Annotated in this window: 39 protein-coding genes; all 39 read left to right on the top strand. The window is 58.0% G+C overall.

Going from position 1 to position 25,419, the window contains the following annotated elements:
- Positions 1 to 53: 53 nt before the first annotated feature.
- Positions 54 to 686: a 50S ribosomal protein L3 gene (rplC, locus tag ACNSPV_RS01595; protein ID WP_005938036.1), complete on the top strand. Its 633-nt coding sequence runs from the start codon at positions 54 to 56 to the stop codon at positions 684 to 686.
- 14 nt (positions 687 to 700) lie between these two features.
- Positions 701 to 1,324 (top strand): 50S ribosomal protein L4, encoded by a 624-nt coding sequence (rplD, locus tag ACNSPV_RS01590; protein ID WP_005938033.1) that lies wholly within the window; start codon positions 701 to 703, stop codon positions 1,322 to 1,324.
- Positions 1,324 to 1,620 carry a 50S ribosomal protein L23 gene (rplW, locus tag ACNSPV_RS01585; RefSeq protein WP_005938030.1) on the top strand — a complete coding sequence of 99 codons (297 nt, stop codon included), beginning with the start codon at positions 1,324 to 1,326 and terminating at the stop codon, positions 1,618 to 1,620. The genes rplD and rplW overlap by 1 nt, the downstream gene beginning before the upstream one ends.
- Before the next feature lie 78 nt (positions 1,621 to 1,698).
- Positions 1,699 to 2,529, top strand: a complete 831-nt coding sequence (gene rplB, locus ACNSPV_RS01580) for a 50S ribosomal protein L2 (protein WP_339394962.1) — start codon at positions 1,699 to 1,701, stop codon at positions 2,527 to 2,529.
- A gap of 17 nt (positions 2,530 to 2,546) precedes the next feature.
- Entirely contained in the window at positions 2,547 to 2,813 is a 267-nt protein-coding gene (gene rpsS / locus ACNSPV_RS01575; protein WP_005921883.1) for a 30S ribosomal protein S19, read from the top strand.
- Between the two features lie 18 nt (positions 2,814 to 2,831).
- Complete coding sequence (rplV, locus tag ACNSPV_RS01570; protein ID WP_005921882.1) at positions 2,832 to 3,167, top strand: 50S ribosomal protein L22; 336 nt, start codon at positions 2,832 to 2,834, stop codon at positions 3,165 to 3,167.
- Between the two features lie 12 nt (positions 3,168 to 3,179).
- On the top strand, positions 3,180 to 3,884 hold the full coding sequence (gene rpsC / locus ACNSPV_RS01565; RefSeq protein WP_005938023.1) for a 30S ribosomal protein S3: 705 nt from the start codon (positions 3,180 to 3,182) through the stop codon (positions 3,882 to 3,884).
- Positions 3,884 to 4,324: a 50S ribosomal protein L16 gene (gene rplP / locus ACNSPV_RS01560; RefSeq protein ID WP_005938020.1), complete on the top strand. Its 441-nt coding sequence runs from the start codon at positions 3,884 to 3,886 to the stop codon at positions 4,322 to 4,324. Before rpsC ends, rplP begins: the two co-directional genes overlap by 1 nt.
- Positions 4,314 to 4,499 (top strand): 50S ribosomal protein L29, encoded by a 186-nt coding sequence (gene rpmC / locus ACNSPV_RS01555; RefSeq protein WP_005921879.1) that lies wholly within the window; start codon positions 4,314 to 4,316, stop codon positions 4,497 to 4,499. The genes rplP and rpmC overlap by 11 nt, the downstream gene beginning before the upstream one ends.
- Before the next feature lie 12 nt (positions 4,500 to 4,511).
- On the top strand, positions 4,512 to 4,769 hold the full coding sequence (gene rpsQ / locus ACNSPV_RS01550; RefSeq protein WP_249237483.1) for a 30S ribosomal protein S17: 258 nt from the start codon (positions 4,512 to 4,514) through the stop codon (positions 4,767 to 4,769).
- Between the two features lie 41 nt (positions 4,770 to 4,810).
- Positions 4,811 to 5,179, top strand: a complete 369-nt coding sequence (gene rplN, locus ACNSPV_RS01545; RefSeq protein ID WP_005938014.1) for a 50S ribosomal protein L14 — start codon at positions 4,811 to 4,813, stop codon at positions 5,177 to 5,179.
- Between the two features lie 13 nt (positions 5,180 to 5,192).
- Entirely contained in the window at positions 5,193 to 5,507 is a 315-nt protein-coding gene (gene rplX, locus ACNSPV_RS01540; RefSeq protein WP_005934911.1) for a 50S ribosomal protein L24, read from the top strand.
- Positions 5,508 to 5,524: 17 nt separating this feature from the next.
- A complete protein-coding gene (gene rplE / locus ACNSPV_RS01535; protein WP_005938011.1) occupies positions 5,525 to 6,070 on the top strand; it encodes a 50S ribosomal protein L5 in 546 nt (181 codons plus the stop codon).
- Positions 6,071 to 6,087: 17 nt separating this feature from the next.
- Positions 6,088 to 6,273 (top strand): type Z 30S ribosomal protein S14, encoded by a 186-nt coding sequence (locus ACNSPV_RS01530; protein WP_005921866.1) that lies wholly within the window; start codon positions 6,088 to 6,090, stop codon positions 6,271 to 6,273.
- Between the two features lie 110 nt (positions 6,274 to 6,383).
- Positions 6,384 to 6,782 carry a 30S ribosomal protein S8 gene (rpsH, locus tag ACNSPV_RS01525; protein WP_005921861.1) on the top strand — a complete coding sequence of 133 codons (399 nt, stop codon included), beginning with the start codon at positions 6,384 to 6,386 and terminating at the stop codon, positions 6,780 to 6,782.
- 17 nt (positions 6,783 to 6,799) lie between these two features.
- Positions 6,800 to 7,351, top strand: a complete 552-nt coding sequence (gene rplF, locus ACNSPV_RS01520; protein WP_249237482.1) for a 50S ribosomal protein L6 — start codon at positions 6,800 to 6,802, stop codon at positions 7,349 to 7,351.
- Positions 7,352 to 7,369: 18 nt separating this feature from the next.
- Complete coding sequence (gene rplR / locus ACNSPV_RS01515; RefSeq protein ID WP_005938000.1) at positions 7,370 to 7,729, top strand: 50S ribosomal protein L18; 360 nt, start codon at positions 7,370 to 7,372, stop codon at positions 7,727 to 7,729.
- A gap of 19 nt (positions 7,730 to 7,748) precedes the next feature.
- On the top strand, positions 7,749 to 8,249 hold the full coding sequence (gene rpsE, locus ACNSPV_RS01510) for a 30S ribosomal protein S5 (RefSeq protein WP_249237481.1): 501 nt from the start codon (positions 7,749 to 7,751) through the stop codon (positions 8,247 to 8,249).
- A 14-nt stretch (positions 8,250 to 8,263) separates the two neighbouring features.
- Positions 8,264 to 8,449, top strand: coding sequence for a 50S ribosomal protein L30 (gene rpmD, locus ACNSPV_RS01505; RefSeq protein ID WP_005934904.1), 186 nt, complete (start codon positions 8,264 to 8,266; stop codon positions 8,447 to 8,449).
- Positions 8,450 to 8,469: 20 nt separating this feature from the next.
- Positions 8,470 to 8,910, top strand: a complete 441-nt coding sequence (gene rplO / locus ACNSPV_RS01500) for a 50S ribosomal protein L15 (protein ID WP_005934902.1) — start codon at positions 8,470 to 8,472, stop codon at positions 8,908 to 8,910.
- A 1-nt stretch (position 8,911) separates the two neighbouring features.
- On the top strand, positions 8,912 to 10,207 hold the full coding sequence (gene secY / locus ACNSPV_RS01495; RefSeq protein ID WP_249237480.1) for a preprotein translocase subunit SecY: 1,296 nt from the start codon (positions 8,912 to 8,914) through the stop codon (positions 10,205 to 10,207).
- A gap of 114 nt (positions 10,208 to 10,321) precedes the next feature.
- A complete protein-coding gene (locus ACNSPV_RS01490) occupies positions 10,322 to 10,954 on the top strand; it encodes an adenylate kinase (protein ID WP_005937991.1) in 633 nt (210 codons plus the stop codon).
- Positions 10,955 to 10,956: 2 nt separating this feature from the next.
- The gene (map, locus tag ACNSPV_RS01485; RefSeq protein WP_339394964.1) at positions 10,957 to 11,748 is read left to right on the top strand and encodes a type I methionyl aminopeptidase; all 792 of its coding nucleotides are present in this window, start codon (positions 10,957 to 10,959) and stop codon (positions 11,746 to 11,748) included.
- Between the two features lie 626 nt (positions 11,749 to 12,374).
- Positions 12,375 to 12,626: a hypothetical protein gene (locus ACNSPV_RS01480; protein ID WP_348584838.1), complete on the top strand. Its 252-nt coding sequence runs from the start codon at positions 12,375 to 12,377 to the stop codon at positions 12,624 to 12,626.
- Positions 12,627 to 12,639: 13 nt separating this feature from the next.
- Positions 12,640 to 12,891 carry a translation initiation factor IF-1 gene (gene infA / locus ACNSPV_RS01475; protein WP_005937979.1) on the top strand — a complete coding sequence of 84 codons (252 nt, stop codon included), beginning with the start codon at positions 12,640 to 12,642 and terminating at the stop codon, positions 12,889 to 12,891.
- A gap of 35 nt (positions 12,892 to 12,926) precedes the next feature.
- Positions 12,927 to 13,040, top strand: a complete 114-nt coding sequence (gene rpmJ / locus ACNSPV_RS01470) for a 50S ribosomal protein L36 (RefSeq protein ID WP_005921832.1) — start codon at positions 12,927 to 12,929, stop codon at positions 13,038 to 13,040.
- Positions 13,041 to 13,122: 82 nt separating this feature from the next.
- Positions 13,123 to 13,494, top strand: a complete 372-nt coding sequence (gene rpsM, locus ACNSPV_RS01465) for a 30S ribosomal protein S13 (RefSeq protein ID WP_005937976.1) — start codon at positions 13,123 to 13,125, stop codon at positions 13,492 to 13,494.
- Between the two features lie 14 nt (positions 13,495 to 13,508).
- Positions 13,509 to 13,919 carry a 30S ribosomal protein S11 gene (gene rpsK / locus ACNSPV_RS01460; RefSeq protein WP_005934894.1) on the top strand — a complete coding sequence of 137 codons (411 nt, stop codon included), beginning with the start codon at positions 13,509 to 13,511 and terminating at the stop codon, positions 13,917 to 13,919.
- Positions 13,920 to 13,939: 20 nt separating this feature from the next.
- Positions 13,940 to 14,542 carry a 30S ribosomal protein S4 gene (gene rpsD, locus ACNSPV_RS01455; protein ID WP_005937973.1) on the top strand — a complete coding sequence of 201 codons (603 nt, stop codon included), beginning with the start codon at positions 13,940 to 13,942 and terminating at the stop codon, positions 14,540 to 14,542.
- A gap of 113 nt (positions 14,543 to 14,655) precedes the next feature.
- Entirely contained in the window at positions 14,656 to 15,615 is a 960-nt protein-coding gene (locus ACNSPV_RS01450) for a DNA-directed RNA polymerase subunit alpha (RefSeq protein ID WP_249237478.1), read from the top strand.
- A 23-nt stretch (positions 15,616 to 15,638) separates the two neighbouring features.
- The gene (gene rplQ / locus ACNSPV_RS01445; RefSeq protein WP_005921819.1) at positions 15,639 to 15,980 is read left to right on the top strand and encodes a 50S ribosomal protein L17; all 342 of its coding nucleotides are present in this window, start codon (positions 15,639 to 15,641) and stop codon (positions 15,978 to 15,980) included.
- Between the two features lie 239 nt (positions 15,981 to 16,219).
- Positions 16,220 to 17,527 (top strand): hypothetical protein, encoded by a 1,308-nt coding sequence (locus ACNSPV_RS01440; protein WP_348584839.1) that lies wholly within the window; start codon positions 16,220 to 16,222, stop codon positions 17,525 to 17,527.
- An 18-nt stretch (positions 17,528 to 17,545) separates the two neighbouring features.
- Positions 17,546 to 18,253, top strand: a complete 708-nt coding sequence (locus ACNSPV_RS01435; RefSeq protein ID WP_249237474.1) for a response regulator transcription factor — start codon at positions 17,546 to 17,548, stop codon at positions 18,251 to 18,253.
- Positions 18,254 to 18,772: 519 nt separating this feature from the next.
- On the top strand, positions 18,773 to 20,197 hold the full coding sequence (locus tag ACNSPV_RS01430; RefSeq protein ID WP_249237473.1) for a sensor histidine kinase: 1,425 nt from the start codon (positions 18,773 to 18,775) through the stop codon (positions 20,195 to 20,197).
- A 111-nt stretch (positions 20,198 to 20,308) separates the two neighbouring features.
- On the top strand, positions 20,309 to 21,256 hold the full coding sequence (locus ACNSPV_RS01425) for a DUF1385 domain-containing protein (protein WP_348584840.1): 948 nt from the start codon (positions 20,309 to 20,311) through the stop codon (positions 21,254 to 21,256).
- Positions 21,250 to 22,221, top strand: a complete 972-nt coding sequence (locus ACNSPV_RS01420) for a HemK/PrmC family methyltransferase (RefSeq protein WP_348584841.1) — start codon at positions 21,250 to 21,252, stop codon at positions 22,219 to 22,221. Before ACNSPV_RS01425 ends, ACNSPV_RS01420 begins: the two co-directional genes overlap by 7 nt.
- 120 nt (positions 22,222 to 22,341) lie before the next feature.
- Positions 22,342 to 23,526 (top strand): recombinase RecA, encoded by a 1,185-nt coding sequence (gene recA / locus ACNSPV_RS01415; protein WP_249237470.1) that lies wholly within the window; start codon positions 22,342 to 22,344, stop codon positions 23,524 to 23,526.
- Positions 23,527 to 24,036 carry a regulatory protein RecX gene (locus ACNSPV_RS01410; RefSeq protein ID WP_348584842.1) on the top strand — a complete coding sequence of 170 codons (510 nt, stop codon included), beginning with the start codon at positions 23,527 to 23,529 and terminating at the stop codon, positions 24,034 to 24,036.
- A gap of 39 nt (positions 24,037 to 24,075) precedes the next feature.
- Positions 24,076 to 25,401, top strand: a complete 1,326-nt coding sequence (gene rimO / locus ACNSPV_RS01405; protein WP_348584843.1) for a 30S ribosomal protein S12 methylthiotransferase RimO — start codon at positions 24,076 to 24,078, stop codon at positions 25,399 to 25,401.
- Positions 25,402 to 25,419 lie beyond the last annotated feature (18 nt).

The raw sequence follows: 25,419 nt of genomic DNA, 5'->3' as shown, positions 1-25,419 counted from the left end.
TGTTGGCAGTGACGTGCGCTGCCAACCAATAACCTTTACAGGAGGAAAAGAAAATGGTTAAAGGCATTATCGGCAAGAAAGTCGGTATGACTCAGCTGTTCGACGCGAACGGCAAGGTCGTTCCCGTCACCGTCATCGAGGCTGGTCCCTGCACCGTCGTGCAGAAGAAGACCGTCGAGAGCGATGGCTACCAGGCTGTTCAGCTGGGCTTCGGCGAGGTTTCCGCCAAGAAGGTCAACAAAGCAGCTGCAGGCCACTTCAAGAAGGCAAACGTTGCCCCCAAGAAGACCCTGCGCGAGTTCCGTCTGGAAGATGTTTCCGCAATGAACGTTGGCGACGTGCTGAAGGCTGATGTCTTCGCAGAGGGCGACAAGGTGGACGTTGTGGGCGTTTCCAAGGGCAAGGGCTACCAGGGCGTTATCAAGCGCTACGGTCAGCACCGTCTGCGTGAGAGCCACGGCACCGGTCCTGTTGCTCGTCATGCAGGTTCTAACGGTTCCACTTCTACCCCTGCTCGCGTGTTCCCCGGCAAGCGCCTGCCCGGCCACATGGGCTTTGTGCGCGTCACCGTGCAGAACCTGACTGTTGTCAAGGTTGACACCGAGAACAATCTGATCGCTGTCAAGGGTGCGGTCCCCGGTTCCAAGGGCACCATCATCACCCTGGCCAACAGCGTGAAGGCGTAAGGAGGAAAGCTACAATGGCAAAGTTTAACGTAGTCGATATGAACGGTCAGCATGTTAGCGAGATCGAGCTTTCCGACGCCGTGTTCGGTATCACCCCGAACGAGAAGGCTGTCCACATTGCTGTGGTGAACTTCCTGGCCAACCAGCGTCAGGGCACCCAGAACACCAAGATCCGCATGGAAGTTTCCGGCGGCGGCAAGAAGCCCTGGCGTCAGAAGGGCACCGGCCACGCTCGTCAGGGTTCCATCCGTGCACCGCAGTGGACTCACGGCGGCGTCGCTCTGGGCCCCAAGCCCCGCAGCTACAACTACCACATCAACAACAAGGTCAAGCGCCTGGCTCTGCTGAGCGTTCTGTCCGACAAGGCTGCCAATGGCAACATGGTCGTTGTTGACAAGTTCGCTTGCGATGAGTACAAGACCAAGACCGTGGTTGCAATGCTGAACGCTGTTGGCGCCGGCAAGAAGAACCTGCTGGTCAATGAGACTGTCGATGCAAAGTTCGTCAAGAGCGCTGGCAACATTGCCGGTGTGAAGACCACCTTCGCAGGCAGCGTGAACACCTACGATGTGCTGAACGCCGACAAGCTGATCATCAGCGTCGACGCAGCTAAGAAGCTCGAGGAGGTGCTTGGCTAATGAAAACCGCACATGATATCATCCTGAAGCCGGTCATTACCGAGAACTCCATGGCTGGCATCGCTGACAAGAAGTACACCTTCAAGGTCGCTACCGATGCTACCAAGGTCGAGATCGCTCAGGCCGTTGAGGTCCTGTTCCCGGGCGCTAAGGTCGCAAAGGTCAACACCATCTCTGTGCGCGGTCGTTTCCGCCGCCAGGGCATGCACGCCGGTTACACCGCTGCATCCAAGAAGGCTATCGTGACCCTGACCAAGGACTCCAAGGAAATCGAGTTCTTCAACAGCATGGTCTAAGCAGAACCCGCCGAGGGTTCCTCTATGGGGATATGACCCCGATAATAATTCATAAGATAAACAAAGGAGAATAGCACTATGGCTATCAAGAAGTATGGCCCCACTACTCCGGGCCGCCGCGGCATGACCGTCACGGATTACAGCGTCCTGTCTAAGGTCGCTCCCGAGCGCAGCCTGCTGGAGCCCATGAAGAAGCACAGCGGCCGCAACAACACCGGTCGCATCACCGTCCGTCATCAGGGCGGCGGCAACCGCACCAAGTATCGTGTCATCGACTTCAAGCGTCAGAAGACCGATATGCCCGCTACCGTCAAGACTCTCGAGTACGATCCGAACCGCAGCGCATTCATCGCTCTGGTCGAGTACACCGATGGCGTCAAGAGCTACATCATTGCTCCCGATGGCCTGAAGGTGGGCGATGTGGTCATCAGCAGCAAGTCTGCCGACATCAAGCCCGGCAACTGCCTGCCCTTCGAGAACATCCCCGTCGGTACCATCATCCACAACATCGAGCTGTATCCCGGCCGCGGCGCTCAGCTGGTTCGTTCCGCTGGCAACATGGCTCAGCTGATGGCTAAGGAGAACGGCTACGCTCTGGTTCGTCTGCCCTCCGGTGAGATGCGCAACGTGCCCCTGAACTGCACCGCAGTCATCGGTCAGGTTTCCAACATCGACCACGAGAACGTCAACCTGGGCAAGGCTGGCCGCAAGCGCCACATGGGCGTGCGTCCCGGCAGCCGTGGTACCGTCATGAACCCCTGCGACCATCCCCACGGTGGTGGCGAGGGCCGCGCACCTGTTGGTCACTCCGGTCCTATGACTCCCTGGGGCAAGCCCGCTCTGGGTCTCAAGACTCGCAAGCATCATAAGCGCTCCGATAAGCTGATCGTGAAGCGTGCAGGTAAGTAAGAGAGGAGTTTAAGACAATGGGTAGAAGCATTAAAAAAGGACCTTTCGTCCAGGCTGCTCTTATGAAGCACGTTGAAGCGATGAACGCTTCCGGCAAGAAGCAGGTCATCAAGACCTGGAGCCGCGCCTCCACGATCTTCCCCGAATTCGTTGGTCACACCTTTGCCGTCCACGACGGCCGCAAGCATGTGCCTGTGTATGTGACTGAGGACATGGTTGGCCACAAGCTGGGTGAGTTCGTTCCCACCCGTACCTTCAAGGGCCACACTGGTAATTCTAAGTAATAGAGGGAGGAACACAACATGGAAGCTCGGGCAATTCTTCGTTATGCCCGCATTAGTCCTCGTAAGGTGTCTATCGTTATGGACCTGATCCGTAACAAGCCCCTGGACGAAGCGCTGGCAATCCTGCAGTACACCCCGAAGGCAGCTTGTGAGCCCCTTCTGAAGCTGGTGAAGTCTGCAGCCGCTAATGCGGAAAACAACTTCAATATGGACAAGAACAACCTCTACGTCGCCGAGTGCTACGTCTGCCCCGGCCCGACGCTGAAGCGCATGATGCCTCGTGCACAGGGCCGCGGCTACCGCATCCTGAAGCGCACCAGCCACATGACCGTTGTTCTGAAAGAGAAAGAGTAAGGAGGGAAAACAATGGGCCAGAAAGTAAATCCGCACGGCATTCGTGTCGGCGTTATTAAAGACTGGGACAGCCGCTGGTTTGCCTCCAAGAAGGATTTCAGCGATAACCTCGTCGAGGACCACAAGATCCGCACTGAGCTGAAGGCTCAGCTGAAGGATGCTGGTGTGCCCAAGATCGAGATCGAGCGTACTGTGGACCCGTCCACTTCCGCTCCTCGCGTAACTGTCAACATCTACTGCGCTAAGCCCGGCATGGTCATCGGCAAGGGCGGCGAAGAGCGCGTTGCTCTGCAGAACAAGCTGACCAAAGAGTATGGCAAGACGGTCATCGTCAACGTCATCGAGGTCAAGAGCGCTGCTACCAACGCTCAGCTGGTTGCTGAGGATATCGCTCGTCAGCTGGAGAACCGCGTGACCTTCCGCCGTGCCATGAAGCAGTGCATGCGCAATGCCATGAGCCCCCGCGATCGCGCAACCGTTCCCGCAAAGGGCATCAAGGCAATGTGCTCCGGCCGTCTGGGCGGCGCTGATATCGCTCGTACCGAGAGCTATCACGAGGGCACCATCCCCCTGCAGACCCTGCGTGCTGACATTGACTACGGCTTTGCAGAGGCTGCTACCACCTACGGCCGCATCGGCGTCAAGGTGTGGGTCTACAAGGGCGAAGTCCTGAAGAGCGCTAAGACCGCTCAGAAGAAGGAAGGAGGCAACAAGTAATGTTACTGCCTAAGCGTGTTAAGTACCGCCGCGTCCAGCGCGGCCGCATGACCGGCAAGGCTACCCGCGGCAACGTGGTGTGCCAGGGCCAGTACGGCCTTGTTGCTCTGGAGCCGGCATGGATCTCTTCCACCCAGATCGAGGCTGCTCGTGTTGCCATGACTCGTTACATCAAGCGTGGCGGCAAGGTGTGGATCAAGATCTTCCCCGATAAGCCCGTGACTGAAAAGCCCGCTGAGACCCGCATGGGTTCCGGTAAAGGCTCTCCCGAATACTGGGTTGCAGTCGTGAAGCCCGGCCGCGTTCTGTTCGAGCTGGCAGATGTCGATGAGGCAACTGCTCGTGAGGCACTGCGTCTGGCTATGCACAAGCTGCCCATCAAGTGCAAATTTGTTGTCCGTGAGGACTCCGTGAAGGAGGATGGCACCAATGAAGGCTAATGAACTCCGCGAAATGCAGACCGCAGAGCTGACCAGCAAGCTGGCAGACCTGAAGGCCGAGCTGTTTAACCTGCGCTTCCAGCATGCCATCAACCAGCTGGAGAACCCCGGCCGCATCGAAGCAGTCAAGAAGGACATCGCCCGCGTGATGACCGTTCTGGCTGAGAAGCAGTAAGGAGGTTAAACGATGGAAGAACGTAATCTGAGAAAGACCCGCGTCGGCATCGTCGTGTCCGACAAGATGGATAAGACCATCGTGGTTGCCGTTAAGGATAGCGTGCAGCACCCCCTGTACAAGAAGATCCTGAAGCGTACCGCCAAGTTCAAGGCTCGTGATGAGCAGAACGAGTGCGGCATCGGTGACCGTGTTGAGATCATGGAGTGCCGCCCCCTGTCCAAGGATGTGCGCTGGCGCCTGGTCCGTATCGTTGAGAAGGCAAAGTAATTTGCCCGCTGCTTTGAACAGTTTGAAAGGAGATATCTGATATGGTTCAGATGCAAACTTATCTCAAAGTTGCCGACAACACCGGTGCCAAGGAGCTGATGTGCTTCCGCGTGCTGGGCGGCACCCGCAAGAGATACGCAAACATTGGTGACGTCGTGGTCTGCTCTGTCAAGAAGGCAGCCCCCGGCGGCTCCGTTAAGAAGGGCGACGTCGTCAAGGCTGTCATCGTGCGCAGCAAGCATGGCGTCCGCCGCGACGACGGTTCCTACATCCGTTTCGATGAGAACGCCGCCGTTATCGTCATGGCCGACAAGAGCCCCAAGGGTACCCGTATCTTTGGACCCGTTGCTCGCGAGCTGCGCGATGCCGGCTACACCAAGATCCTGAGCCTGGCTCCGGAATCGCTGTAAGGAGGTTTTAAAAATGAATAATCTTCATGTTAAAACCGGCGACAACGTTATGATCATCAGCGGCAAGGACAAGGGCCACACTGGTAAGGTCCTGCAGGTCAGCCCCTCTGAGAACAAGGTCATCGTTGAGGGCCAGAACATGGTTACCAAGCACGTCAAGCCTCGTCGTCAGGGCGAGCAGGGCGGCATCGTCAAGGCTGAGGGTGCTATGTACGCATCCAAGGTCATGCCCATCTGCCCCAAGTGCGGCAAGGCCGTGCGTGTGGGCCACGTCGAGAAGGACGGCAAGATGGTTCGCGTCTGCAAGAAGTGCGGCGCTGAGCTGTAAGAAAGGAGTAAGGAACAATGGCTCGTTTGAAAGAACAGTATGTCAATGAAATTGCTCCTGCTCTGAACTCCAAGTTCGGTTACAAGAGCGTTATGCAGATCCCCAAGCTGGACAAGGTCGTCATCAACGTTGCCTGCGGCGAAGCCAAGGACAACGAGAAGATCCTGGAAGCTGTCATGAAGGATCTGGGCCAGATCACTGGCCAGAAGGCAGTCGTCTGCCGTGCCAAGAAGAGCGTTGCTAACTTCAAGCTGCGCCAGGGCACTCCCATCGGCTGCAAGGTCACCCTGCGCGGTGAGCGTATGTATGAGTTCGTCGATCGCTTCTTCAACATCGCACTGCCCCGTGTCCGCGACTTCCGCGGCATCAACGGCAACGGTTTTGACGGCCGCGGCAACTTTGCATGCGGCATCAAGGAGCAGATCATCTTCCCCGAGATCGACTTCGAGAAGGTCGATGCAGTCCGCGGCATGGATGTCTGCTTTGTCACCACTGCCAAGACTGACGAAGAGGGCAAGGAGCTGCTGAAGGCTCTGGGCGCTCCGTTCGCAGAGAACAACTAAGGGAGGAGATTTCTACAATGGCTAAACTGTCTATGAAGCTGAAGCAGTCTCGTCCTGCTAAGTTCTCTACCCGTGCATACACCCGCTGCCGCATCTGCGGCCGTCCCCACTCCGTGCTGCGCAAGTACGGCGTGTGCCGTGTGTGCTTCCGTGAGCTGGCCTACAAGGGCGAGATCCCGGGCGTGAAGAAGGCTTCCTGGTAATCAAGCCAGAGGGCCGGATAATTTGTCGGATATCCGCCCCGGGGCAACGATGTTTCGGGGCGGTATCATTATAAAACAAACGAGAGCTAATCTAAGGAGGTTAGTGGCAAATGCAGATTACTGATCCTATCGCGGACCTGCTGACTCGCATCCGCAACGCTAGCACTGCCAAACACCCTTCTGTGGAGATCCCCGCTTCCAACATGAAGAAGGCTATCTGCCAGATTCTGGTTGACGAGGGCTACATCAAGGGCATGCAGGTCAAGAACGACACCGTTCAGGGCACCATCGTTGTCACCCTGAAGTATCAGGCTAACGGCGAGCCCGTTATCGCTGGTCTGCGCCGCGTGTCCAAGCCCGGCCTGCGCATCTACACCAACTGCGAGGATATGCCCAAGGTCATGAAGGGCCTGGGCACCGCAATCATTTCCACCTCTAAGGGCATCATGACTGATAAGGCTGCACGCGCTGAGCACGTCGGCGGCGAAGTCCTGGCCTACGTGTGGTAAGAAAGGGGTAAAAGACAATGTCGAGAATTGGAAGAAAACCCATCGTCATTCCTGCCGGCGTCACTGTTACTGTCGATGAGGCAGCACACCAGGTTGCCGTCAAGGGCCCCAAGGGCAGCCTGAATTCCAACTATCATCCCCTGATGACCGTCAAGGTCGAGGGCAATGAAGTTCTGGTTACCCGCCCCAATGACGAACCCCAGGCCCGCAGCCTGCACGGCCTGACCCGTACCAACATCGCCAACATGGTGAACGGTGTTGTGAACGGCTACGAGAAGAAGCTGGAGATCGTGGGCGTCGGCCTGCGCTGCCAGAAGCAGGGCTCCAACCTGGTCATGAACCTGGGCTTCTCTCATCAGGTAAACATTCCTGATACTGAGGACTGCACCATCGTGTGGCAGGATCCCAACCACTTCACCGTTACCGGTATTGACAAGCAGAAGGTCGGCCAGTATGCTGCCGAGATCCGCGCCAAGAAGCCGCCCGAGCCTTACAAGGGCAAGGGCATCCGCTACGAGGGCGAGGTTGTCAAGCACAAAGAAGGCAAGGCCGGCAAGGGCAAGAAATAAGGTAAGGAGTGAAAGACAATGGTTAAGCAGATCGACAAGAACGAAGCTCGTCTTCGTCGTCATCGCCGCGTTCGTAACAAGATCAGCGGCACCGCAGCACGTCCTCGCCTGGATGTTTTCCGCTCCGCCAAGCATATTTACGCTCAGATCATCGATGATGAGCAGGGCGTGACTCTGGTGTCGGCTTCTACTATGGACAAGGACTTCAACGGCAACGGCGGCAACGTCGAGGCCGCTGCTGAGATCGGTAAGAAGATCGCAGCAAAGGCTCTGGAAAAGGGCATCACCGAGGTCGTGTTCGACCGTGGTGGCTACGTTTATCATGGCCGTGTTAAGGCCCTGGCTGATGGCGCCCGTGAGGGCGGCCTGAAGCTGTAATGAGAGGAGGAAACACATTATGGCTATGAGAAACCGTGAAGACGACGGCATGATCACCAAGGTTGTCTCCATCAACCGCGTTTCCAAGACTGTCAAGGGCGGCCGCATCATGAAGTTTGCCGCTCTGGTTGTCGTGGGCGACGGCAAGGGCAACATCGGTTACGGCATCGGCAAGTCCGGCGAAGTGCCTGAGGCAATCCGCAAGGGCGAAGCTGCTGCTAAGAAGAACATGCACAAGGTTGCCCTGAAGGGCACCACCATCCCCCACGAGATCGTCGGCAAGTACGGCGCAGGCGCCGTTCTGCTCAAGCCGGCTGCACCCGGTACCGGTATGATCGCCGGCGGCCCTGTGCGTGCCGTCATTGAGGCAGCTGGCATCAAGGACATCCGTGCGAAGTCTATGCGTTCCAACAACCCCATCAACGTTGTTTCTGCTACCTTCGCAGGTCTGTGCGGCCTGGTCAGCGCTGAGTCTGTCGCTGAGAAGCGCGGCAAGACCGTGAAAGAAATTCTGGGTTAAGGAGGTAACAAACCATGGCAGATAAGATGCTCAAGATCGAGCTGAAGAAGAGCCTGATTGGCCGCGGCGCTAAGCAGATCGCTACCGCTGAGGCTCTGGGCCTGAAGAAGCCGGGCGACGTTACCGTTCAGCCTGACAATGCCGCTACGCAGGGCAAGATCGCAAAGATCGGCTTTATGCTCAGCGTCACCGAAGCCTAATAGCAGGGGGTATACGCATAATGAAACTTCATGAATTGCACGCGATTCCCGGCGCAAACAAGGCTGTGACCCGCAAGGGCCGCGGCATTGGCTCCGGCAATGGCAAGACTGCCGGCTTCGGCAGCAAGGGCCAGAAGGCCCGTTCCGGCGTGAAGCACGCTGGTTTCGAGGGCGGCCAGATGCCTCTGGCACGCCGCCTGCCCAAGGTTGGCTTTAACAACATCTTTGCTACCCAGTACGCCATCGTCAACGTGGCTGATCTGGAAGCTGCTTTCAATGCCGGCGATGTCGTCGATACCGAGGCTCTGAAGGCAAAGGGTCTGGTCAAGAAGACTCTGGACGGCGTTAAGGTTCTGGGCAACGGCGAGCTGACCAAGGCTCTGACCGTGAAGGCCGCAGCCTATTCCGCTTCTGCCAAAGAGAAAATCGAGAAGGCAGGCGGAAAGGCTGAGGTGATGTAAGGTGTTCCAAACATTCCGTAACGCATGGAAGATCCCCGAGCTTAAAAATCGTCTCCTGTTCACGCTGGCGATCCTCGTGGTGTACCGTCTGGGCTGTGCCATCCCCGTTCCGTTCGTTTCCGGCTCTGCGCTGACGCAGATGTTCGCAAACGGCGACATGCTCTCTTATCTGAACATGATGAGCGGCGGTGCACTGGCTCGTTGCACGCTCTTCGCGTTAGGTGTGACACCCTATATCAACGCCTCCATTATTGTGCAGCTGCTCACCGTGGCGATCCCCGCGCTGGAAAACATGGCAAAGGAAGCCGACGGCCAGCAGAAGCTGCAGCAGATCAACCGGTACGCAGGTGCTGTGGTCGCTCTGATCATGAGCATCGGCTACTACTTCGTGATCCGCAATATGGGCGCACTGAAGTACGTTTCCGGCGGTGCTGGCATCTTTGCCGCCATCGTCATCATCGCAACCTTTGTGGCCGGCGCACAGCTGATCACATGGTGCGGTGAGCAGATCGATGACAAGGGCATCGGCAACGGTGTCTCGCTCATCATCTTTGCTTCGATCGTCTCCAACTGGTCTTCGCTGTACACCTCTGTCAAGGGTCTGCTGACCCAGGCAGCGTCCGGCAAGCCCCAGTACTACTTCTTCCTGCCGCTGCTGATCGTGCTGGCACTGGTGGCTGTGGTCTTCGTGGTCGTCATGACCAACGCAGAGCGCCGCATCACCATTCAGTACGCAAAGCGCGTGGTAGGCCGCAAGCAGATGGGCGGTCAGAACAGCTATCTGCCCCTGAAGCTGAACATGAGCGGCGTCATGCCCATCATCTTCGCTTCGGCTCTGGTGTCCATCCCGGGCACCATCGGCAGCTTCCTGCAGATCGACCAGCAGGCACACCCGGTGTGGTATGCATTCTTCCACACCTTCAACTACACCTCCTGGCTGTATGTTGTGATCTACCTGCTGCTGATCCTGGCATTCAACTACTTCTATGTGGCCATCCAGTACAACCCCGTTGAGATCGCCAACAATCTGCGCCGCAACAACGGCTCGATCCCCGGCTTCCGTCCCGGCAAGCCGACCAGCGATTTCATCACCCGCACCCTGAACAAGATCACCCTCATCGGTGCCATCTTCCTGGCTGCGGTGGCTGTGCTGCCGATCATTCTGGGCAACCTGACCGGTATGAGCATCCAGCTGGGCGGTACCAGCCTGCTGATCGTGGTTGGTGTGGCACTTGATACCACCCGCAGCCTCGACAGCTTCATGACGATGCGCAACCACAAGGGCTTCCTTGGTTGATCCACAATAATTAAGATGTGAGAAAGCACTGGAAAGGAGAGTACGCTCGAACTTTTCAGTGCTTTTTTGCTTTTTTGGAGTTTACATCCTCTAACAAAGGAAAGGAATGATCCTATGAACCTGATCCTGTTGGGCGCACCTGGTGCCGGTAAGGGCACGCAGGCCGAGATCATCTGCGCCAAGCTGAACATCCCCTCCATCAGCACCGGCAACATCCTGCGCGCTGCTGTCAAGGAAGGCACCGAAATGGGCCTGAAGGCCAAGAGCTTCATGGACGCCGGTGCACTGGTGCCCGATGAGGTCATCATCGGCATCCTGAAAGAGCGTCTGGCTCAGCCGGACTGCGCAAACGGCTTCATTCTGGACGGTGTGCCCCGCACCATCGCTCAGGCCGAGGCCATCGAGACCATGGGCATCCGCATCGACAAGGTGCTGGAGCTGCAGGTCGAGGACAATGTGATCGTTGACCGCATGAGCGGCCGCCGCGTCTGCGAGAAGTGCGGCGCAAGCTACCACATCGTCAACAAGAAGAGCAAGGTCGAGGGTGTGTGCGACCTGTGCGGCGGCAAGACCGTCATCCGCAAGGACGACCAGCCTGCCACCGTGCTGGATCGCCTGAAAGCATATCATGAGCAGACCGAGCCGCTGGTGGAGTTCTACCGTACCCGCGGCAAGCTGGCAGAGATCAAGTTCTGCCCCTCCATCGAGGAGACCACGGCTGAAGTCATGAAGGCTTTGGAGGCATAATTGTGATTCAGATCAAAAATGCGAAAGAGCTGGACGGCATGCGCAAGGCAAATGCCCTGAGCGCAGCTGCCCTGAAGTATGGCGGTGAGCATATCGAAGCAGGTATGACCACATGGGAATTGGATAAGCTGATCTACGACTTCATCGTGAAGCACGGCGGCATCCCCAATTTCAAGGGTCTGTATGGCTTTCCGGGCACGGCCTGCATCAGCCTGAACGATACCGTTATCCACGGTATCCCTTCGCATGACATCGTCATCCGCCCCGGTGACATCGTCAGCATCGACACCGGTGCAAAGATCGATGGCTTCAACGGCGACAATGCCTGCACCTATGCGGTGGGTAAGGTCGATCTGGAAGCACAGCGTCTGCTGGACGTGACCAAGGCTGCTCTGTATAAGGGCATCGAGCAGGCTGTGGCCGGCAACCGCATCGGCGACATCGGCTATGCGGTGCAGAGCTACTGCGAGGACGCCGGTTTCTCGGTCGTCCGGGAGTTCGTGGGTCACGGCACCGGCCGTGAGCTGCACGAGGACCCGGAGGTGCCCAACTACGGCCATCAGGGCCGCGGCCCGCGTCTTGTGCCCGGCATGACCATTGCCATCGAGCCCATGATCTGCCAGTACGACTGCAAGATCACCCAGTCCAAGGACGGCTGGACCGTCAAGACCAAGGACGGTGGTCTGGCTGCGCACTTTGAGCACTCCAATGCGATCCTGAAGGATCACACCGAGATCATGACCCGCTTCTGGGATGACCCGGACTTTGACCCGGAAAAGTTCAGCCTGAAGTAAGCGACCATAAAAAGGGAGCCGCTGCACGAAACCATGTGCAGTGGCTCCTTTTGCGTATGGAGTATTCTTGTCGCAGCTGCTTTTTTGGTTAGCAGGCTTGCCCTCTCAGTCAAAGCCTGTCGGCTTTGCCAACTTCCCCAAAGGGGACGGCAAACCCTCTCAGTCCGCTCCCACTCCCGCGCCTGAGAGGGTTCAGCCTGCTGAAAGCTGGTAGAAGCTTTCTCCGCAGCGCCGCGCTTTCGCAGAAAGCGGCGCTGCAAATGTCGTCTTCCTCTACGACCCCTCCCATGAAAATGGGATATCGGAACGCCCGCAGGCGTTCCGATATCCCGAAATTTAAAATAATACTTCCTCTGACTATGCCCAAAGCACAGCGGAGGGCATTTTAAATCGTTTTATTTGCCGGAAAAGAGCCGTCTGCTGTTCCTCAGCAGACGGCTCTTTTCCCTCTCCACTCCTGCAATTTGTGCAATTACAACAACTTTTCGTGAAAAAGTTTCATCTCCGCGGTGGAGAAAACCGAAGGTGGGAGCAGGGGAGAGCTGCTTTTGAATCGGAAGAATTTTTTATCGGAAATACGGAAAAAAGCTCTTGCAAATTGACAACAAAAGGTGTATAATCTATAAATGGCTGTGGAAGCCAGATACTTCCTCGGCGGACAGGGATTTTCTGCCCGTTTTGCGGATTTTGTGCCGCGAAAGATGAAGTATGTGGCGATCATCGCCGCCTGTCCGTCTGTGGACCGGCACCGGAGCAAAGGAACACTGAAGCGGCAAACTGCTGAAGATCGGGCGCAGGCACGAAGGATGCGGTGCTTTCAGGGCTTTGGAGCGAAGGCGCTGGCCCAGGTTCAACGACAAACTGAGCAGATCCAATGAGGAGGCAAATAGCTTGTCTAAGGAAGACGTTATCGAGATCGAAGGCATTGTGCGTGAAGCCATGCCCAACGCCATCTTTAAGGTGGAAATGTTGAGCGAGGATAAGAACACCGGGAAGCTCACTCCCAGCGGCCATATCCTCTTAGCGCACATCTCCGGCAAGCTGCGGACCAATTTCATCCGTATCCTGCCCGGGGACAAGGTAACCGTGGAAATGTCGCCCTATGATCTTTCTAAGGGCCGCATCACCTGGCGCTCCAAATAAGCACCAGGGTATCAACCAAAAGGAGGTTCAACATCATGAAGGTCAAGCCTTCCGTGAAACCCATCTGCGAAAAGTGCAAGGTCATCCGCCGCAAAGGCCGCGTGATGGTCATCTGCCAGAACCCCAAGCATAAGCAGCGCCAGGGCTAATTCGGGCGCCTGGGGGTCAAGTGCGTAGAGTCCCGGCGCAGACCCCGACACTGACATGGGATGATTTTTGGAGGAAACTACTATGGCACGTATTGCCGGCGTTGACCTGCCCCGCGAGAAGCGCGTTCAGGTGGGTCTCACCTACGTTTATGGTATCGGCCAGACCACTGCTAACAAGATCCTGGAAGCAACTGGCATCAACCCCGATACCCGCGTCAAGGACCTGACTCTGGAAGAAGAGGCTAAGATCCGTGACTACATCGATCAGGCTAACATCATCGTTGAAGGCGACCTGCGCCGCAACGTTGCTCTGGACATCAAGCGCCTGGTTGAGATCCAGTCCTTCCGTGGCACCCGCCATCGCAAGAATCTGCCCTGCCGCGGCCAGCGTACCAAGACCAATGCACGTACCTGCAAGGGTCCCAAGCGCACTGTCGCTAACAAGAAGAAGTAAGGAGGATTTGAGAAATGGCAAGTGCAAATAATGCCAAGAAGGGCGCTAATGTCCGCATGAAGCGCAAAGAGCGCAAGAACATTGCTGCTGGTCAGGCTCATATCCAGTCTACCTTCAACAATACTGTTGTTACCATCACCGACCTGCAGGGTAATGCAGTGTCCTGGTGCTCCTCCGGCTCCCTGAACTTCCGCGGCAGCCGCAAGAGCACTCCGTTTGCAGCCCAGTCTGCTGCTGAGACCGCAGCTAAGGTTGCTATCGAGCATGGCATGAAGACCGTTGAGGTCTACGTCAAGGGCCCCGGCGCTGGCCGTGAGTCCGCTATTCGTGCGCTGCAGGCTACCGGCCTGGAAGTCACCCTGATCAAGGACGTGACTCCCATCCCCCACAATGGCTGCCGTCCCCCGAAGCGCCGTCGTGTCTGATCGAAGGAGGAAATTGAATTATGGCAAAGAATACGCAGCCTATCGCAAAGCGTTGCAAGGCCCTGGGCATTTCTCCTGCGGTCATGGGCTATGCAAAGAAGAATACCACCCGCAACTCCAATGGCAACATGCGCAAGAAGCAGTCTGAGTACGCATCTCAGCTGAAGGAGAAGCAGAAGGTCAAGTTTATCTACGGCGTTCTGGAGAAGCAGTTCCACAACGCTTACCTGCGTGCAGAGGCTCGCCCCGGCAAGACCGGTGAGAACCTGCTGCAGATCATGGAGTGCCGTCTGGACAACGTCGTGTTCCGTCTGGGCTTTGCTCAGACCCGCCGCGATGCCCGCCAGCTGGTGTCTCACGCTCACTTCACCGTCAACGGCAAGAAGGTCAACATCCCCTCTTACCAGGTGAAGGCCGGCGACGTGATCGAAGTGCGCGAGTCCAGCCGCAGCTCTGCAAAGTTTGCAAAGCTGACCGGCCCCGAGGCTCCCGTTGTTGCTCTGCCCGCATGGCTGAACCGTGAGACCGGTTCCCTGAAGGGCGTCGTTGCAAAGCTGCCCGAGCGCAGCGACATCGACTACGAAGTTGCAGAGCACCTCATCGTCGAGCTGTACTCCAAGTAATCCATTAAGAAGGCTGGGCCTTCCCCGTGGACGGCTCACTTTCGCATTCTTTTCTTTGAAAGAATTTAATAATGGGCCGGCGGCAGCGCCGGTTTGACAAGGAGGGCATAGATATGATGGAGATTGAACGTCCCAAAATCGAAACGGCAAGCCTGTCCCCGGACGGCCGCTACGGTAAATTCGTGGCAGAACCGCTGGAGCGTGGCTTTGGCATCACACTGGGCAATAGCCTGCGTCGTGTGCTTCTTTCCTCTCTGCCCGGTGTCGCCGTGACCAGCGTCAAGATTGATGGCGTGGTTCACGAGTTCTCCACCATTGAGGGCGTCAAGGAAGACGTTACCGAAATTGTCCTGAACCTGAAGGGTATCGCTGCAAAGCTGTACACCGATGGTCCGAAGACAGTGCGTGTTGAGGCAGTCGGCCCCTGTGAGGTCACCGCTGACAACATCAAGCAGGGCGATGACATCGAAATTCTGAACCCTGAGTGGCACATCGCAACCCTGGGCGAGGGCGGCAAGCTCGTCATGGAGCTGACCTTCGATAAGGGCCGCGGCTATGTGCCCGCAGAGCGCAACAAACAGGCTATCATCGAGAAGAACGATATCAACACTCTTCCCGTTGACAGCATTTACACCCCCGTGCTCAAGGTGAATTATAACGTCGAGAGCACCCGTGTTGGCCAGGCGATCGATTACGACAAGCTGACCATCGAGGTTTGGACCGATGGCACGATCAATGCGCAGGAAGCCGTTTCTCTGGCTGCCCGCGTGCTGACCGAGCACCTGAACCTGTTCGTCAACCTGTCCGATGAGGCCGCTGGCACCGAGATCATGGTGGAAAAGACCAACGACGACAAGGAAAAGGCTCTGGAGATGACCATTGAAGAGCTGGATCTGAGCGTGCGTTCCTTCAACTGCCTGAAGCGTGCCGGTATCAACACGGTGGAAGATCTGGTCAGCAAGAGCGAGGACGAAATGATGAAGGTTCGCAACCTCGGCCGCAAGAGCCTGGAAGAAGTCATGGCAAAGCTGGACTCCCTGGGCTTCAAGCTGAACACGGATGATGACAACTAAAAATAATTAAGGAGTGAAACGGGATGCCCGGTACCAGAAAGCTCGGTAGAACCAGCGACAGCCGCAACGCTATGATGCGCGCTATGGTTACCTACCTGTTAGAGAATGGCAAGATTGAGACCACTGTCACTCGCGCTAAGGACGTTCGTTCCATGGCCGAGAAGATGATCAGCCTTGGCAAGGCAAGCGACCTGCACACCAAGCGTCAGGTTTATGCCTACATCACCAAGGAAGATGTTGCAAAGAAGCTGTTTGATGAGATCAGCCCCAAGTACGCTGACCGCAACGGCGGCTACACCCGCATCATCAAGATCGGCGCTCGCCGCGGCGACGCTGCTGAGATGGCAGTTCTGGAGCTCGTCTGATCTGCTCTGACTGTTTACAGCCGTTTTTAAAGTCCTTTCCCAGAAATGGGAAGGGACTTTTTTGTTTAGCCCCATTTATAGCGGCACTTCAAAGAACGCTTCCCACACAGGGCACATTTTAAATCCTTCTCTTTCGTGTTTTCAGGTGTTGGCATTGCGCCCGCCCCGTGGTATACTGACAATAGCATAATTTTGCCGTTTGACCGGAACGGATTTTCCACACAGAGGAGGTGCGGCAGTTGAAACATTCCAAACGGTTTTGCCGGTGGCTGCTGTGCACCCTGCTGTGCCTGTGCCTTGCAGGCTGCAGTATGCCGGGCGAACAGGTGCAGGTGGAAGAGCTTCTGCGTGCACCCAAGCTCTCGGGTGATTACGGCGATGTGCAGACGGCGCTGAACGACTGGCTGGGGGAGAGCGCACAGCTCAAGTACCCCATGCAGGGCGACCTGCTTTCGCCGTTCCTCATCCATGATCTGGACGGTGACGGCCAGCAGGATGCGGCGGTGCTCTATACCACGGCCCAGAGCTCCAATGTCTGCGTTGCGATCCTGCAAAAGGGCAGCGATGGAATGTGGCAGGTGCGCCAGAACGCGGAGGGCCTTGCCGACACGGTGGATTCTGTAGGCCTTGCGCAGCTGCAACCGGGCGATGCCAGCCAGCTGGTGGTGGGCTATGTGGCCGCACAGGGCGACCACTATCTGGCGGTGTATTCCTACACAGACGGAGAGCTTTCCACCATTCTGGAACAGCAGTATCAGCAGTATCTGGTAGAGGATATCACCGGCGGGGGCAGTCAGGATTTGATCCTGATGTCCACGCTGGAGGACGGCGGCGTGCAGATCGAGCTGCTGACCGTAGATAAGGAGGGCTCCTTCCAGCAAGTAGCAGTCATGGGCCTTTCTGCCGACCGCTTCTCGGGCTGCGCCTCGGTGGCGGCAGGCGTGGGCGCGGATGGCAAGCACTATCTGGTGCTGGATGGCTGGACCGGCATTTCCGGCAACAATCTGGCGTCGGTGCTGCTGTACTTTGACGAGGACACGCAGCAGATGGTGCCCGCCGACCAGATCAGCACCGAAAAGCTTTACACCGCATCCCTGCGCAATGTGCCCAGTCTGGTCAGTCAGGATCTGGACGGCGACGGCATCGTGGAGATCCCCACCCAGCCCGATGAGGCCGGCCTTTTGAACATGAGCCAGAGCCGCCGCATGGACTTTATCGTCTGGATGGATTATACCAGCCCGAACCCGGAAAAAAGTTTCGGCCTGCTGGACGAGGAGACCAACTGTTATATCGAACTGCCCATGGAGTGGGAGGGCAACCTGAAGCTTACCGACAGCGAACAATACGACGGCGCCGTGGAGCTGCGCACGGTGGATGAGGATGAGCTGGTAATGACCCTGCGTTTGGTGCGCACCACATCCAGCCTGAAGGGCTGGACCCGCCTTGGCATCGTGGCGTCCCGCCAGATGCAGGCAAAGCTTGCCCCGGATGTGGAGATCAGCGATAAGAACTACCGCCTGTCCAAGGCGCTGCATCTGCTCAATTAAGGAACGGAGGAACAGTTCATGGTACGAGTGCTTGTGGTAGAAGATGAAGCCAATATCCGCGAAATGATCGCGCTGAACCTGCGTCTTGCAGGCATGGAGGCGGTGGAAGCCGAGAGCGCCGAGGCGGCTCTGCCTCTGCTGGAGCAGAAACCGGGCTGCGATGCGGCCATCCTGGATGTGATGCTGCCGGGCATGAACGGCTTCTCGCTGTGCGAGACCATCCGCCGCACCGACCAGAAGATCGGCATCATCATCCTCAGTGCCAAGGGACAGGAACAGGATAAGATCCGCGGCCTGTCCATCGGCGCAGACGACTATATGACCAAGCCCTTCAGCGTCAGCGAGCTGCTGGCCCGGGTGGAAGCGCTCTGCCGCCGCGTCAGCCGCACGGCAGGCGGGGACGAAAAGGAAAAGTCCAGCCCGCTGGGAATGCTCACCAGCGGCGAATTTGTGCTGGACGAGAACCGCCGTGTGCTGCTCAAGGCAGGCCAGCCCATCGAGCTGACACAGGTGGAATTCCAGATCATGGAGCTGTTTTTCCGCAATCCCGGCATTGCGCTGGTGCGCGAGAAGATCCTGAAGGGCGTGTGGGGCGAAAATTACTTTGGTGACGTGAAGATCGTGGATGTGAACATCCGCCGCCTGCGTATGAAGGTGGAGGACGAACCCAGCAAGCCCGCCCACATCCTCACCGTCTGGGGATACGGTTATCGTTGGGAGGAATAACCGCGAGGGTGGGCCAACAGGTAGATTTCTCTTCGGACACGAGTACGGGTTGCGGCACCCAGCGGATGCTTCGTGCTTTGAGCAGCACTCGCATCCTGCTGGCCGCTGTCCCAACAGCAACTTCCTGTTTCCGCCACTGGCGGCGGTCGTTGCTGTTGCAGGCCATTCCATCGCCCGCCCTATTGCCTGCGGCAACAGGGTCCCACCCCAGCGGACGGTCCTCAGAAAAATTACCTGTCGTCCCGCAAATAAAATCCATTTTCCAGTTACGACCCCTTCCGTGAAAAAGTAAATTAGAAAAATCCGCAGATTTTTCTAATTTACAAATATAAAAATAATATTTCCGCTGATATTGCAACGGCGACGACTGCGGCCTGCGGCCGAAGCAGGGAGGAGCTGTTGGGGCCGTGGCCAGCAGGATGCAAGACCCGCTCAAGGGCCGTAGTAGCCGCTGGGTGCCACAACTCGTCCAGAGCGAAGCGGAGACAATTCTAAATCATTTGAAAGGAGGAGAACGCCATGCGAAGCGGAATCACCCGTCGATGGCTGTGCGGCAGCCTGCTCATCACTGTGCTGCTGGTGCTGCTGGCCGAAACCATGTTCCTGTACAACTACACACGCAGCTATTATAACAGCGTTCAGCAGACCATGTACCGGCGGTTCTCCTCGGTATCCGGCCAGCTGAAAATGTACACCGGCGACACCGTGCAGAGCACCGCATCGATCCGCAGCATGGCGCTGCGCCGCATGGTGGAGCAGTTTGCCGACAAGGATAAATATGAATTCATGCTGCTGGACAGCTATGGCGGGGTCATTGCGTCTTCCAGCGGCACGAGCGCGGACGGCATTGTGACCGGAACCGACTTTGAGCAGGCGCAGGAGGCTTCCGATGGTCTTGGCGTGGCAGTCTACCGCACCCAGTCCGGCGAGCTGGTGATGGCGGCCTGCTATCTGGTGCCCTATGCCGCCGAAGATGTGGCGGCGATGCGTCTTGTCACCAGCCTGACCCTTGTGGGTGCGCAGATCAAGAACGCCATCGCGGTAAGTGTTGTGATCGCGGCGGTGATCCTTGCCTTCACCGTGATGTCCGGCCTGTACTTCATCCGCAGCATCGTGGTGCCGCTGGGTCAGGTGGAGCGCACCGCAGCCAGCATCGCCCGGGGTGAGCTGGACGTGCGCCTGCCGGTCACCGGCGACGAGCGGGACGAGGTGGACCGCCTGCGCGGTACCATCAACCAGATGGCGGAAGGTCTGGAAGAGACCGAGAAGATGAAGAATGAATTCATCAGTTCGGTGTCCCACGAGCTGCGTACCCCGCTCACCTCCATCCGGGGCTGGGTGGAGACCCTGCGCACACTGGATGACCCGGCGGATGAAAACTACCGCAAGGGCCTTGAGATCATCAACAACGAGACCGGACGCCTTTACAACATGGTGGAAGAGCTGCTGGACTTCAGCCGCCTGCAGAACGGCCGCATCCGCATGGACTGCCGCCCGCTGGATCTTGTGGCAGAGCTGACCGACGCAGTGCTCTTCTGTGAGGCACGGATCCAGCGGGAGGGACTCATCCTCAGCTACACGGAGCCGGAGGAAATGATCCCGGTCTATGCAGACCCGGATCGTCTGCGGCAGGTGTTCATCAACATCATGGACAATGCCATCAAATATTCGGCGCCCGGCGGACGCATCACGGTCAAGCTGTGGGCAGGGGAGTACAAGGCCTTTGTGGAGATCATCGATCAGGGCCGCGGCATCCCGCCGGAAGATCTGGAAAACGTCAAGACCAAGTTCTACAAGGGCAGCAACTCGGTGCGGGGCAGCGGTATCGGTCTTGCGCTGGTGGATTCCATCATGACGGCGCTGGACGGCACCATGGACATCAAGAGCACGCTGGGCCGGGGCACGGTGGTCACACTGGGCCTGCCGCTGTACCATAAGGTATAAAGCCTGCATGAGCATTGCACACCGGCGGCTTTTTGTGCTTTGCAGATACAGATTTTGTCACAATTATGTGGTAAAATGACCGGGAAAAATATGATCCGATAGGAGAACCCAATGAATCAACCAAAAAAGGAACGTTTCAAGACCAGTGTGGGCGGTCAGGCACTGATGGAAGGCATTATGATGCGCGGCCCAAAGCTCATCTGCTGCGCGGTGCGCAAGCCGGACGGCACCATTGAGACCAAACTCGACCCCGTGAAGAACCATGGCATCTGGGCGAAGATCCCGCTGGTGCGCGGTGCCATCTCCATGATCGAAAGCCTGATCGTGGGCTACCGCTACATGATGTACTCCGCTCAGGTGAGTATGGGGGACGACTATGACCCCAAGGAAGAGGAGACCGCCTTTGAAAAATGGGTGGGAGAGCATTTCGGCCAGAAGGCTGAGGATGCCCTGCTGGCCTGCGCCGCCGTGGTGGGCGGCCTGCTGGCGATCTTGCTCTTTACGGTGCTGCCCACCCTCATCGTGGGCGGCGTGAGCCGTTTTATCACGCTGGGCCGCTGGGGCAAGGTGGTGCTGGAAGCTGTGCTCAAGGTCGCTATCTTCCTGAGCTATATGGTGGGTATTTCCAGAATGAAGGAGATCCACCGGGTGTTCGAGTACCACGGTGCCGAGCACAAGACCATTGCCTGCTACGAGGCCGGTGACGCGCTGACCGTGGAGAATGTGCGCAAATACACCCGCTTCCATCCCCGCTGCGGCACCAGTTTCCTCATTCTGGTGGTCATCGTCAGCGTGTTTTTGTACAGCGTTCTGCCCTGGGGCAGCATCGGCCTGCGGGTACTGTTCAAGCTGCTGCTGCTGCCGGTGGTCATGGGCATCAGCTACGAGCTGCTCAAATGGTGCGGCCGGTCGGACAACATCGCCACCCGCATCATCCGCCAACCCGGCATCTGGGTGCAGCACCTGACCGTGTTTGAACCGGACGACAGCATGATCGAGGTGGCCATTGCCGCCGTGACCCCTGTGCTGCCCGAGGACCCGGAGGACGGCAAATGGTAAGTGCAGGTCTGTCTCCGCGGGAAGCGGTGCGCAGGGTGGAAGCGCGGCTTGCCGCCGCAGGCTGTCCGGATGCGGATTATGATGCACGGGAGCTGTTCCGTGCGGCGTCCGGGCGGGATGCCCGCCTTTCTGACCGGGTGCTGACCACGCAGGAAGCGGAAAAGCTGGAAAACCTCTGCACGCGCCGTGAGCAGCGGGAACCGCTGCAATACCTGTGCGGGATCTGGAGCTTTCTGGATTTTGACCTTGCCGTTGGCCCCGGCGTGCTCTGCCCCCGTGCAGACACCGAGGTGGTAGCGGAAGCGGCTGCCAATACCCTGACGGGCATTGCCACGCCCCGGGTGCTGGATCTCTGCGCGGGGACCGGCTGTCTGGGGCTGGGCGTCAAGCGCTTCTGCCCGGCGGCGCAGGTGACCTGCGTGGAAAAAAGCCCGGAAGCCTTTGTTTATCTGGAAAAGAACTGCCGCTGTGCCCTGAAAGGGCAGGGCGGGCAGACGGAGGACTTGCTGGAGCCTGCTGCCTTTGAGCAGGAGGCTGCACCGGCCTTTGACTGGGGCCCGGCACTGAATGCCCTGCGCGCAAAGGCAAAGCCGGCCTATGCGGTGGAGCCGGTGCAGGGAGATCTGTTCACCTACTGGAAAAGTGCACCGGAAGGGGAGCTTGACCTCATCGTATCCAACCCGCCGTATCTCACCGCCGAGGAAATGCGGCACCTGCAGCCCGAGGTGGCACAGGAACCGGCCATGGCGCTGGAAGCGGGGGAGGACGGCCTTGTGTTTTACCGTGCCCTTGCACAGCATTACCAGAAGCTGCTGCGGCCCGGCGGCGCACTGGTGCTGGAGATCGGCTGGCAGCAGAGGGAAGCTGTGACGGCACTGCTGGCTGCAAACGGCTGGGCAGACATTGCGTGCCGCAAGGATTTTGGCGGCAACGACCGGTGCATGATCGCCCGCAGACCCGGCTGATCAAACGAAAAAAGCAAACAACTTCTTGTTGTAATATTTTGATTTTGTGGTATACTATACTGGAAGGTATACGGACAGCCCGCGCACGGCGGGCAGCAGGAAGAAAAGGAGCAGCACGCTATGGCGAAAAATCAGAACAACAACACCGTTGTCCCGGCCACCAAAAAGACCGAGCCGGAGGCAAAAAAGGACGCACTGGCCACTGCGCTGGCCCAGATCGAAAAGCAGTTCGGCAAGGGTGCCGTGATGAAGCTGGGCGACAACGCCTCCATGCAGGTGGATGCCATTTCCACTGGCAGTCTGGGTCTGGATCTGGCTCTGGGCGTGGGCGGTGTGCCCCGCGGACGCATCATTGAGGTGTACGGCCCGGAATCCAGCGGTAAGACCACGCTGGCACTGCACATTCTGGCCGAGGCCCAGAAGCAGGGCGGCGAAGTGGCCTTCATTGACGTGGAGCACGCACTGGACCCCACCTATGCCGAAGCGCTGGGCGTGGACATCAATAATCTCCTGGTCAGCCAGCCGGACACCGGCGAGCAGGCCATGGAGATCTGCGAAGCGCTGGTGCGCTCCGGTGCCATCGATGCCATCGTGGTGGACTCGGTTGCCGCCATGGTGCCGAGGGCTGAGATCGAGGGCGAAATGGGCGACAGCCATGTGGGCCTGCAGGCCCGTCTGATGAGTCAGGCCATGCGCAAGCTGACCTCGGTCATCGGCAAGACCAACACGGTCTGCGTCTTCATCAACCAGCTGCGCGAGAAGGTGGGCGTGATGTACGGCAACCCGGAGGTCACCACCGGCGGCCGCGCCCTGAAATATTACGCCTCGGTGCGCATCGACATCCGCCGCGTGGAGGGCCTGAAGGATTCCTCCGGCCAGTTCATCGGCAACCACACCCGCGCCAAGATCGTCAAGAACAAGGTGGCACCTCCGTTCCGTGAGGCAGAGTTCGATATCATGTTCGGCGAGGGCATCTCCAAGATGAGCGAGCTCATCGATGTGGGCGTGAAGCTGGGCATCGTGCAGAAGAGCGGCGCATGGTTCAACTATGGCGATGTCCGTCTGGGTCAGGGCCGCGACAACGCAAAGCAGTTCCTGAAGGACAATCCCGAGATCGCAAACGATATCGAGGGCCAGATCCGCGCCAATGCCGACAAGCTGTACGCTTCCCGCCGCCCGGCTGGCAAGAATGCTTCTTCCAAGGCCGAAGAGCCTGCAGAAGCGGCAAAGGACGCTAAGGAGCCGGTGGTCAAGGCACCTGCCCGCAGCAGCGAGAGCGAGCTGGATATCATGGTGGAGGATTAAATGTCCTTTTGTAAACGCCGCCGCCCGAAGCCGGAAGAGGAAAAGTGTGCCGACCCGGCCAAGGCCCGCGCCCGCGCACTGGATGCGCTGGCCTCGCGGGAGATGTCCTCGGCCCAGCTGTATGAGCGGTTGTGCTATGGCTTTACGGAGCAGGCTGCGGCTGCAGCCGTGGCAGAAATGGTGGAGCGGGATTACGTAAACGATGACCGCTATGCCGAGGCCCGTGCCCACAGCCTGCTTGCCGCCCGCAAGAGCCGCCGTGCGGCGGCCCAGAACCTGCGGCAGAAGGGTCTTTCCGGTACGCAGATCGAGCAGGCACTGGAGAGCGTCTATGCCCCGGATGAGGACGGCGAAAGCCCGGAGCTGGAAGCAGCCGCCGCGCTGGTGCGCAGCCGCTACATGAAAAAGCTGGCCGATGGCCGCCGCGACCTTGTGACTGCCGCCCTCATGCGCCGGGGCTTTGCGTATTCGGTCATAAAAGAAGCGATAAAAAGAGCGGAAGAAGAATAAAAAGCACCCCCTCAAAAGAGAAAGAGAGTATCACCCCCTATGAAAATTGCATGTATCTCCCTTGGCTGCCCCAAAAATCAGGTCGATCTGGATGTGATGGTGCACATCCTGCTGTCTGCCGGCCATGAGACCGTGGCAGATCTGGCCGAAGCAGATGTGATCCTTGTGAACACCTGCGGCTTTATCGAGAGCGCCAAGACCGAAGCCATTGAAAACATTCTGGAAGCCTGCTCCTACAAGCAGCAGAATCCGGAGCTGAAGGTCATCGTCACCGGCTGTCTTGCCGAGCGCTACCGCAGCCAGATCGAGGAAGAGATCCCCGAGGTGGACGCGGTGGTGGGCTGTGCCTCCAACAAGGCCATCGACACCATCGTGGCCCGCCTGTTCCATGGTGAGGATCATCTGGAAAGCTACGGTGCCAAAAAGGACTTTCCGCTGGGCGGCAAGCGTGTCATCGGCACGCCCGCCCACTATGCGTACTTAAAAATTGCAGAGGGCTGCAACAACCGCTGCCACTACTGCGCCATCCCCGGCATCCGCGGCCCGCTGCACAGCCGCGATATGGCCGACTGCGTGGCCGAGGCCCGCTGGCTGGCCGGTGAGGGCGTAAAAGAGCTGATCGTGGTCGCGCAGGACCCCACCGCCTACGGCGAGGACTGGGGCAAGCCCGGCAGCATCTGCGAGCTGCTGGATAAGCTGAACAAGGTGCCGGGCCTCGAGTGGATCCGCATTATGTACGCTTACCCGGAGCGCATCACGGACGAGTTCATTGCCGCTATGAAGCGCAATGAGAAAGTGGTGCCCTACCTTGACCTGCCCATCCAGCACTGCAACGATACCATCCTTAAGAATATGAACCGCCGTTCCAACCGCGCCGAGCTGCTGGAGGTGATCGGCAAGCTGCGCCGCGAGATCCCCGGCATCACCCTGCGCACCACCCTGATCGCAGGCTTCCCCGGCGAGACCGAGGAGCAGTTCGAGGATCTGTGCAATTTTGTCAAGGAAGTAAAGTTCGACCGTCTGGGCTGCTTTGCCTACTCGGCCGAGGAAAACACCGTTGCCGCCAGAATGGACGGTCAGATCGATCAGGAGACCAAGGACAGGCGCGCCGAACTGGTGATGCAGATCCAGACCGGCATCATGGCCCAGAAGCAGGCCGAAAAGGTGGGCCAGACCGTGCATGTGCTTTGTGACGGCATCGACGAGGAGAGCGGCCTGTATCTGTGCCGCACCACCGGCGACGCCCCTGAGGTGGACGGCAATGTGTGCGTTTCCAGCGAGGAACCGCTGTATCCCGGCCAGTTCTATGATGTTCTGGTGGACGACAGCGACCTTTACGATCTGTATGGCACTGTTGCAAAATAACAAATTGGAGGAATCTGT

The organism is Faecalibacterium sp. 3 (assembly GCF_048323735.1).
Taxonomy (GTDB): Bacteria; Bacillota; Clostridia; order Oscillospirales; family Ruminococcaceae; genus Faecalibacterium; species Faecalibacterium wellingii.
This window is presented reverse-complemented; position numbering and strand designations above follow the sequence as displayed.

Excerpts from the sequence above, each read along its gene's own strand:
- rplC (WP_005938036.1), top strand. The coding sequence starts at position 54 with ATGGTTAAAGGCATTATCGGCAAGAAAGTCGGTATGACTCAGCTGTTC.
- rplD (WP_005938033.1), top strand. The coding sequence starts at position 701 with ATGGCAAAGTTTAACGTAGTCGATATGAACGGTCAGCATGTTAGCGAG.
- rplW (WP_005938030.1), top strand. The coding sequence starts at position 1,324 with ATGAAAACCGCACATGATATCATCCTGAAGCCGGTCATTACCGAGAAC.
- rplB (WP_339394962.1), top strand. The coding sequence starts at position 1,699 with ATGGCTATCAAGAAGTATGGCCCCACTACTCCGGGCCGCCGCGGCATG.
- rpsS (WP_005921883.1), top strand. The coding sequence starts at position 2,547 with ATGGGTAGAAGCATTAAAAAAGGACCTTTCGTCCAGGCTGCTCTTATG.
- rplV (WP_005921882.1), top strand. The coding sequence starts at position 2,832 with ATGGAAGCTCGGGCAATTCTTCGTTATGCCCGCATTAGTCCTCGTAAG.
- rpsC (WP_005938023.1), top strand. The coding sequence starts at position 3,180 with ATGGGCCAGAAAGTAAATCCGCACGGCATTCGTGTCGGCGTTATTAAA.
- rplP (WP_005938020.1), top strand. The coding sequence starts at position 3,884 with ATGTTACTGCCTAAGCGTGTTAAGTACCGCCGCGTCCAGCGCGGCCGC.
- rpmC (WP_005921879.1), top strand. The coding sequence starts at position 4,314 with ATGAAGGCTAATGAACTCCGCGAAATGCAGACCGCAGAGCTGACCAGC.
- rpsQ (WP_249237483.1), top strand. The coding sequence starts at position 4,512 with ATGGAAGAACGTAATCTGAGAAAGACCCGCGTCGGCATCGTCGTGTCC.
- rplN (WP_005938014.1), top strand. The coding sequence starts at position 4,811 with ATGGTTCAGATGCAAACTTATCTCAAAGTTGCCGACAACACCGGTGCC.
- rplX (WP_005934911.1), top strand. The coding sequence starts at position 5,193 with ATGAATAATCTTCATGTTAAAACCGGCGACAACGTTATGATCATCAGC.
- rplE (WP_005938011.1), top strand. The coding sequence starts at position 5,525 with ATGGCTCGTTTGAAAGAACAGTATGTCAATGAAATTGCTCCTGCTCTG.
- ACNSPV_RS01530 (WP_005921866.1), top strand. The coding sequence starts at position 6,088 with ATGGCTAAACTGTCTATGAAGCTGAAGCAGTCTCGTCCTGCTAAGTTC.
- rpsH (WP_005921861.1), top strand. The coding sequence starts at position 6,384 with ATGCAGATTACTGATCCTATCGCGGACCTGCTGACTCGCATCCGCAAC.
- rplF (WP_249237482.1), top strand. The coding sequence starts at position 6,800 with ATGTCGAGAATTGGAAGAAAACCCATCGTCATTCCTGCCGGCGTCACT.
- rplR (WP_005938000.1), top strand. The coding sequence starts at position 7,370 with ATGGTTAAGCAGATCGACAAGAACGAAGCTCGTCTTCGTCGTCATCGC.
- rpsE (WP_249237481.1), top strand. The coding sequence starts at position 7,749 with ATGGCTATGAGAAACCGTGAAGACGACGGCATGATCACCAAGGTTGTC.
- rpmD (WP_005934904.1), top strand. The coding sequence starts at position 8,264 with ATGGCAGATAAGATGCTCAAGATCGAGCTGAAGAAGAGCCTGATTGGC.
- rplO (WP_005934902.1), top strand. The coding sequence starts at position 8,470 with ATGAAACTTCATGAATTGCACGCGATTCCCGGCGCAAACAAGGCTGTG.
- ACNSPV_RS01490 (WP_005937991.1), top strand. The coding sequence starts at position 10,322 with ATGAACCTGATCCTGTTGGGCGCACCTGGTGCCGGTAAGGGCACGCAG.
- ACNSPV_RS01480 (WP_348584838.1), top strand. The coding sequence starts at position 12,375 with ATGGCTGTGGAAGCCAGATACTTCCTCGGCGGACAGGGATTTTCTGCC.
- rpmJ (WP_005921832.1), top strand. The coding sequence starts at position 12,927 with ATGAAGGTCAAGCCTTCCGTGAAACCCATCTGCGAAAAGTGCAAGGTC.
- rpsM (WP_005937976.1), top strand. The coding sequence starts at position 13,123 with ATGGCACGTATTGCCGGCGTTGACCTGCCCCGCGAGAAGCGCGTTCAG.
- rpsK (WP_005934894.1), top strand. The coding sequence starts at position 13,509 with ATGGCAAGTGCAAATAATGCCAAGAAGGGCGCTAATGTCCGCATGAAG.
- rpsD (WP_005937973.1), top strand. The coding sequence starts at position 13,940 with ATGGCAAAGAATACGCAGCCTATCGCAAAGCGTTGCAAGGCCCTGGGC.
- ACNSPV_RS01450 (WP_249237478.1), top strand. The coding sequence starts at position 14,656 with ATGATGGAGATTGAACGTCCCAAAATCGAAACGGCAAGCCTGTCCCCG.
- rplQ (WP_005921819.1), top strand. The coding sequence starts at position 15,639 with ATGCCCGGTACCAGAAAGCTCGGTAGAACCAGCGACAGCCGCAACGCT.
- ACNSPV_RS01435 (WP_249237474.1), top strand. The coding sequence starts at position 17,546 with ATGGTACGAGTGCTTGTGGTAGAAGATGAAGCCAATATCCGCGAAATG.
- ACNSPV_RS01430 (WP_249237473.1), top strand. The coding sequence starts at position 18,773 with ATGCGAAGCGGAATCACCCGTCGATGGCTGTGCGGCAGCCTGCTCATC.
- ACNSPV_RS01425 (WP_348584840.1), top strand. The coding sequence starts at position 20,309 with ATGAATCAACCAAAAAAGGAACGTTTCAAGACCAGTGTGGGCGGTCAG.
- ACNSPV_RS01420 (WP_348584841.1), top strand. The coding sequence starts at position 21,250 with ATGGTAAGTGCAGGTCTGTCTCCGCGGGAAGCGGTGCGCAGGGTGGAA.
- recA (WP_249237470.1), top strand. The coding sequence starts at position 22,342 with ATGGCGAAAAATCAGAACAACAACACCGTTGTCCCGGCCACCAAAAAG.
- ACNSPV_RS01410 (WP_348584842.1), top strand. The coding sequence starts at position 23,527 with ATGTCCTTTTGTAAACGCCGCCGCCCGAAGCCGGAAGAGGAAAAGTGT.
- rimO (WP_348584843.1), top strand. The coding sequence starts at position 24,076 with ATGAAAATTGCATGTATCTCCCTTGGCTGCCCCAAAAATCAGGTCGAT.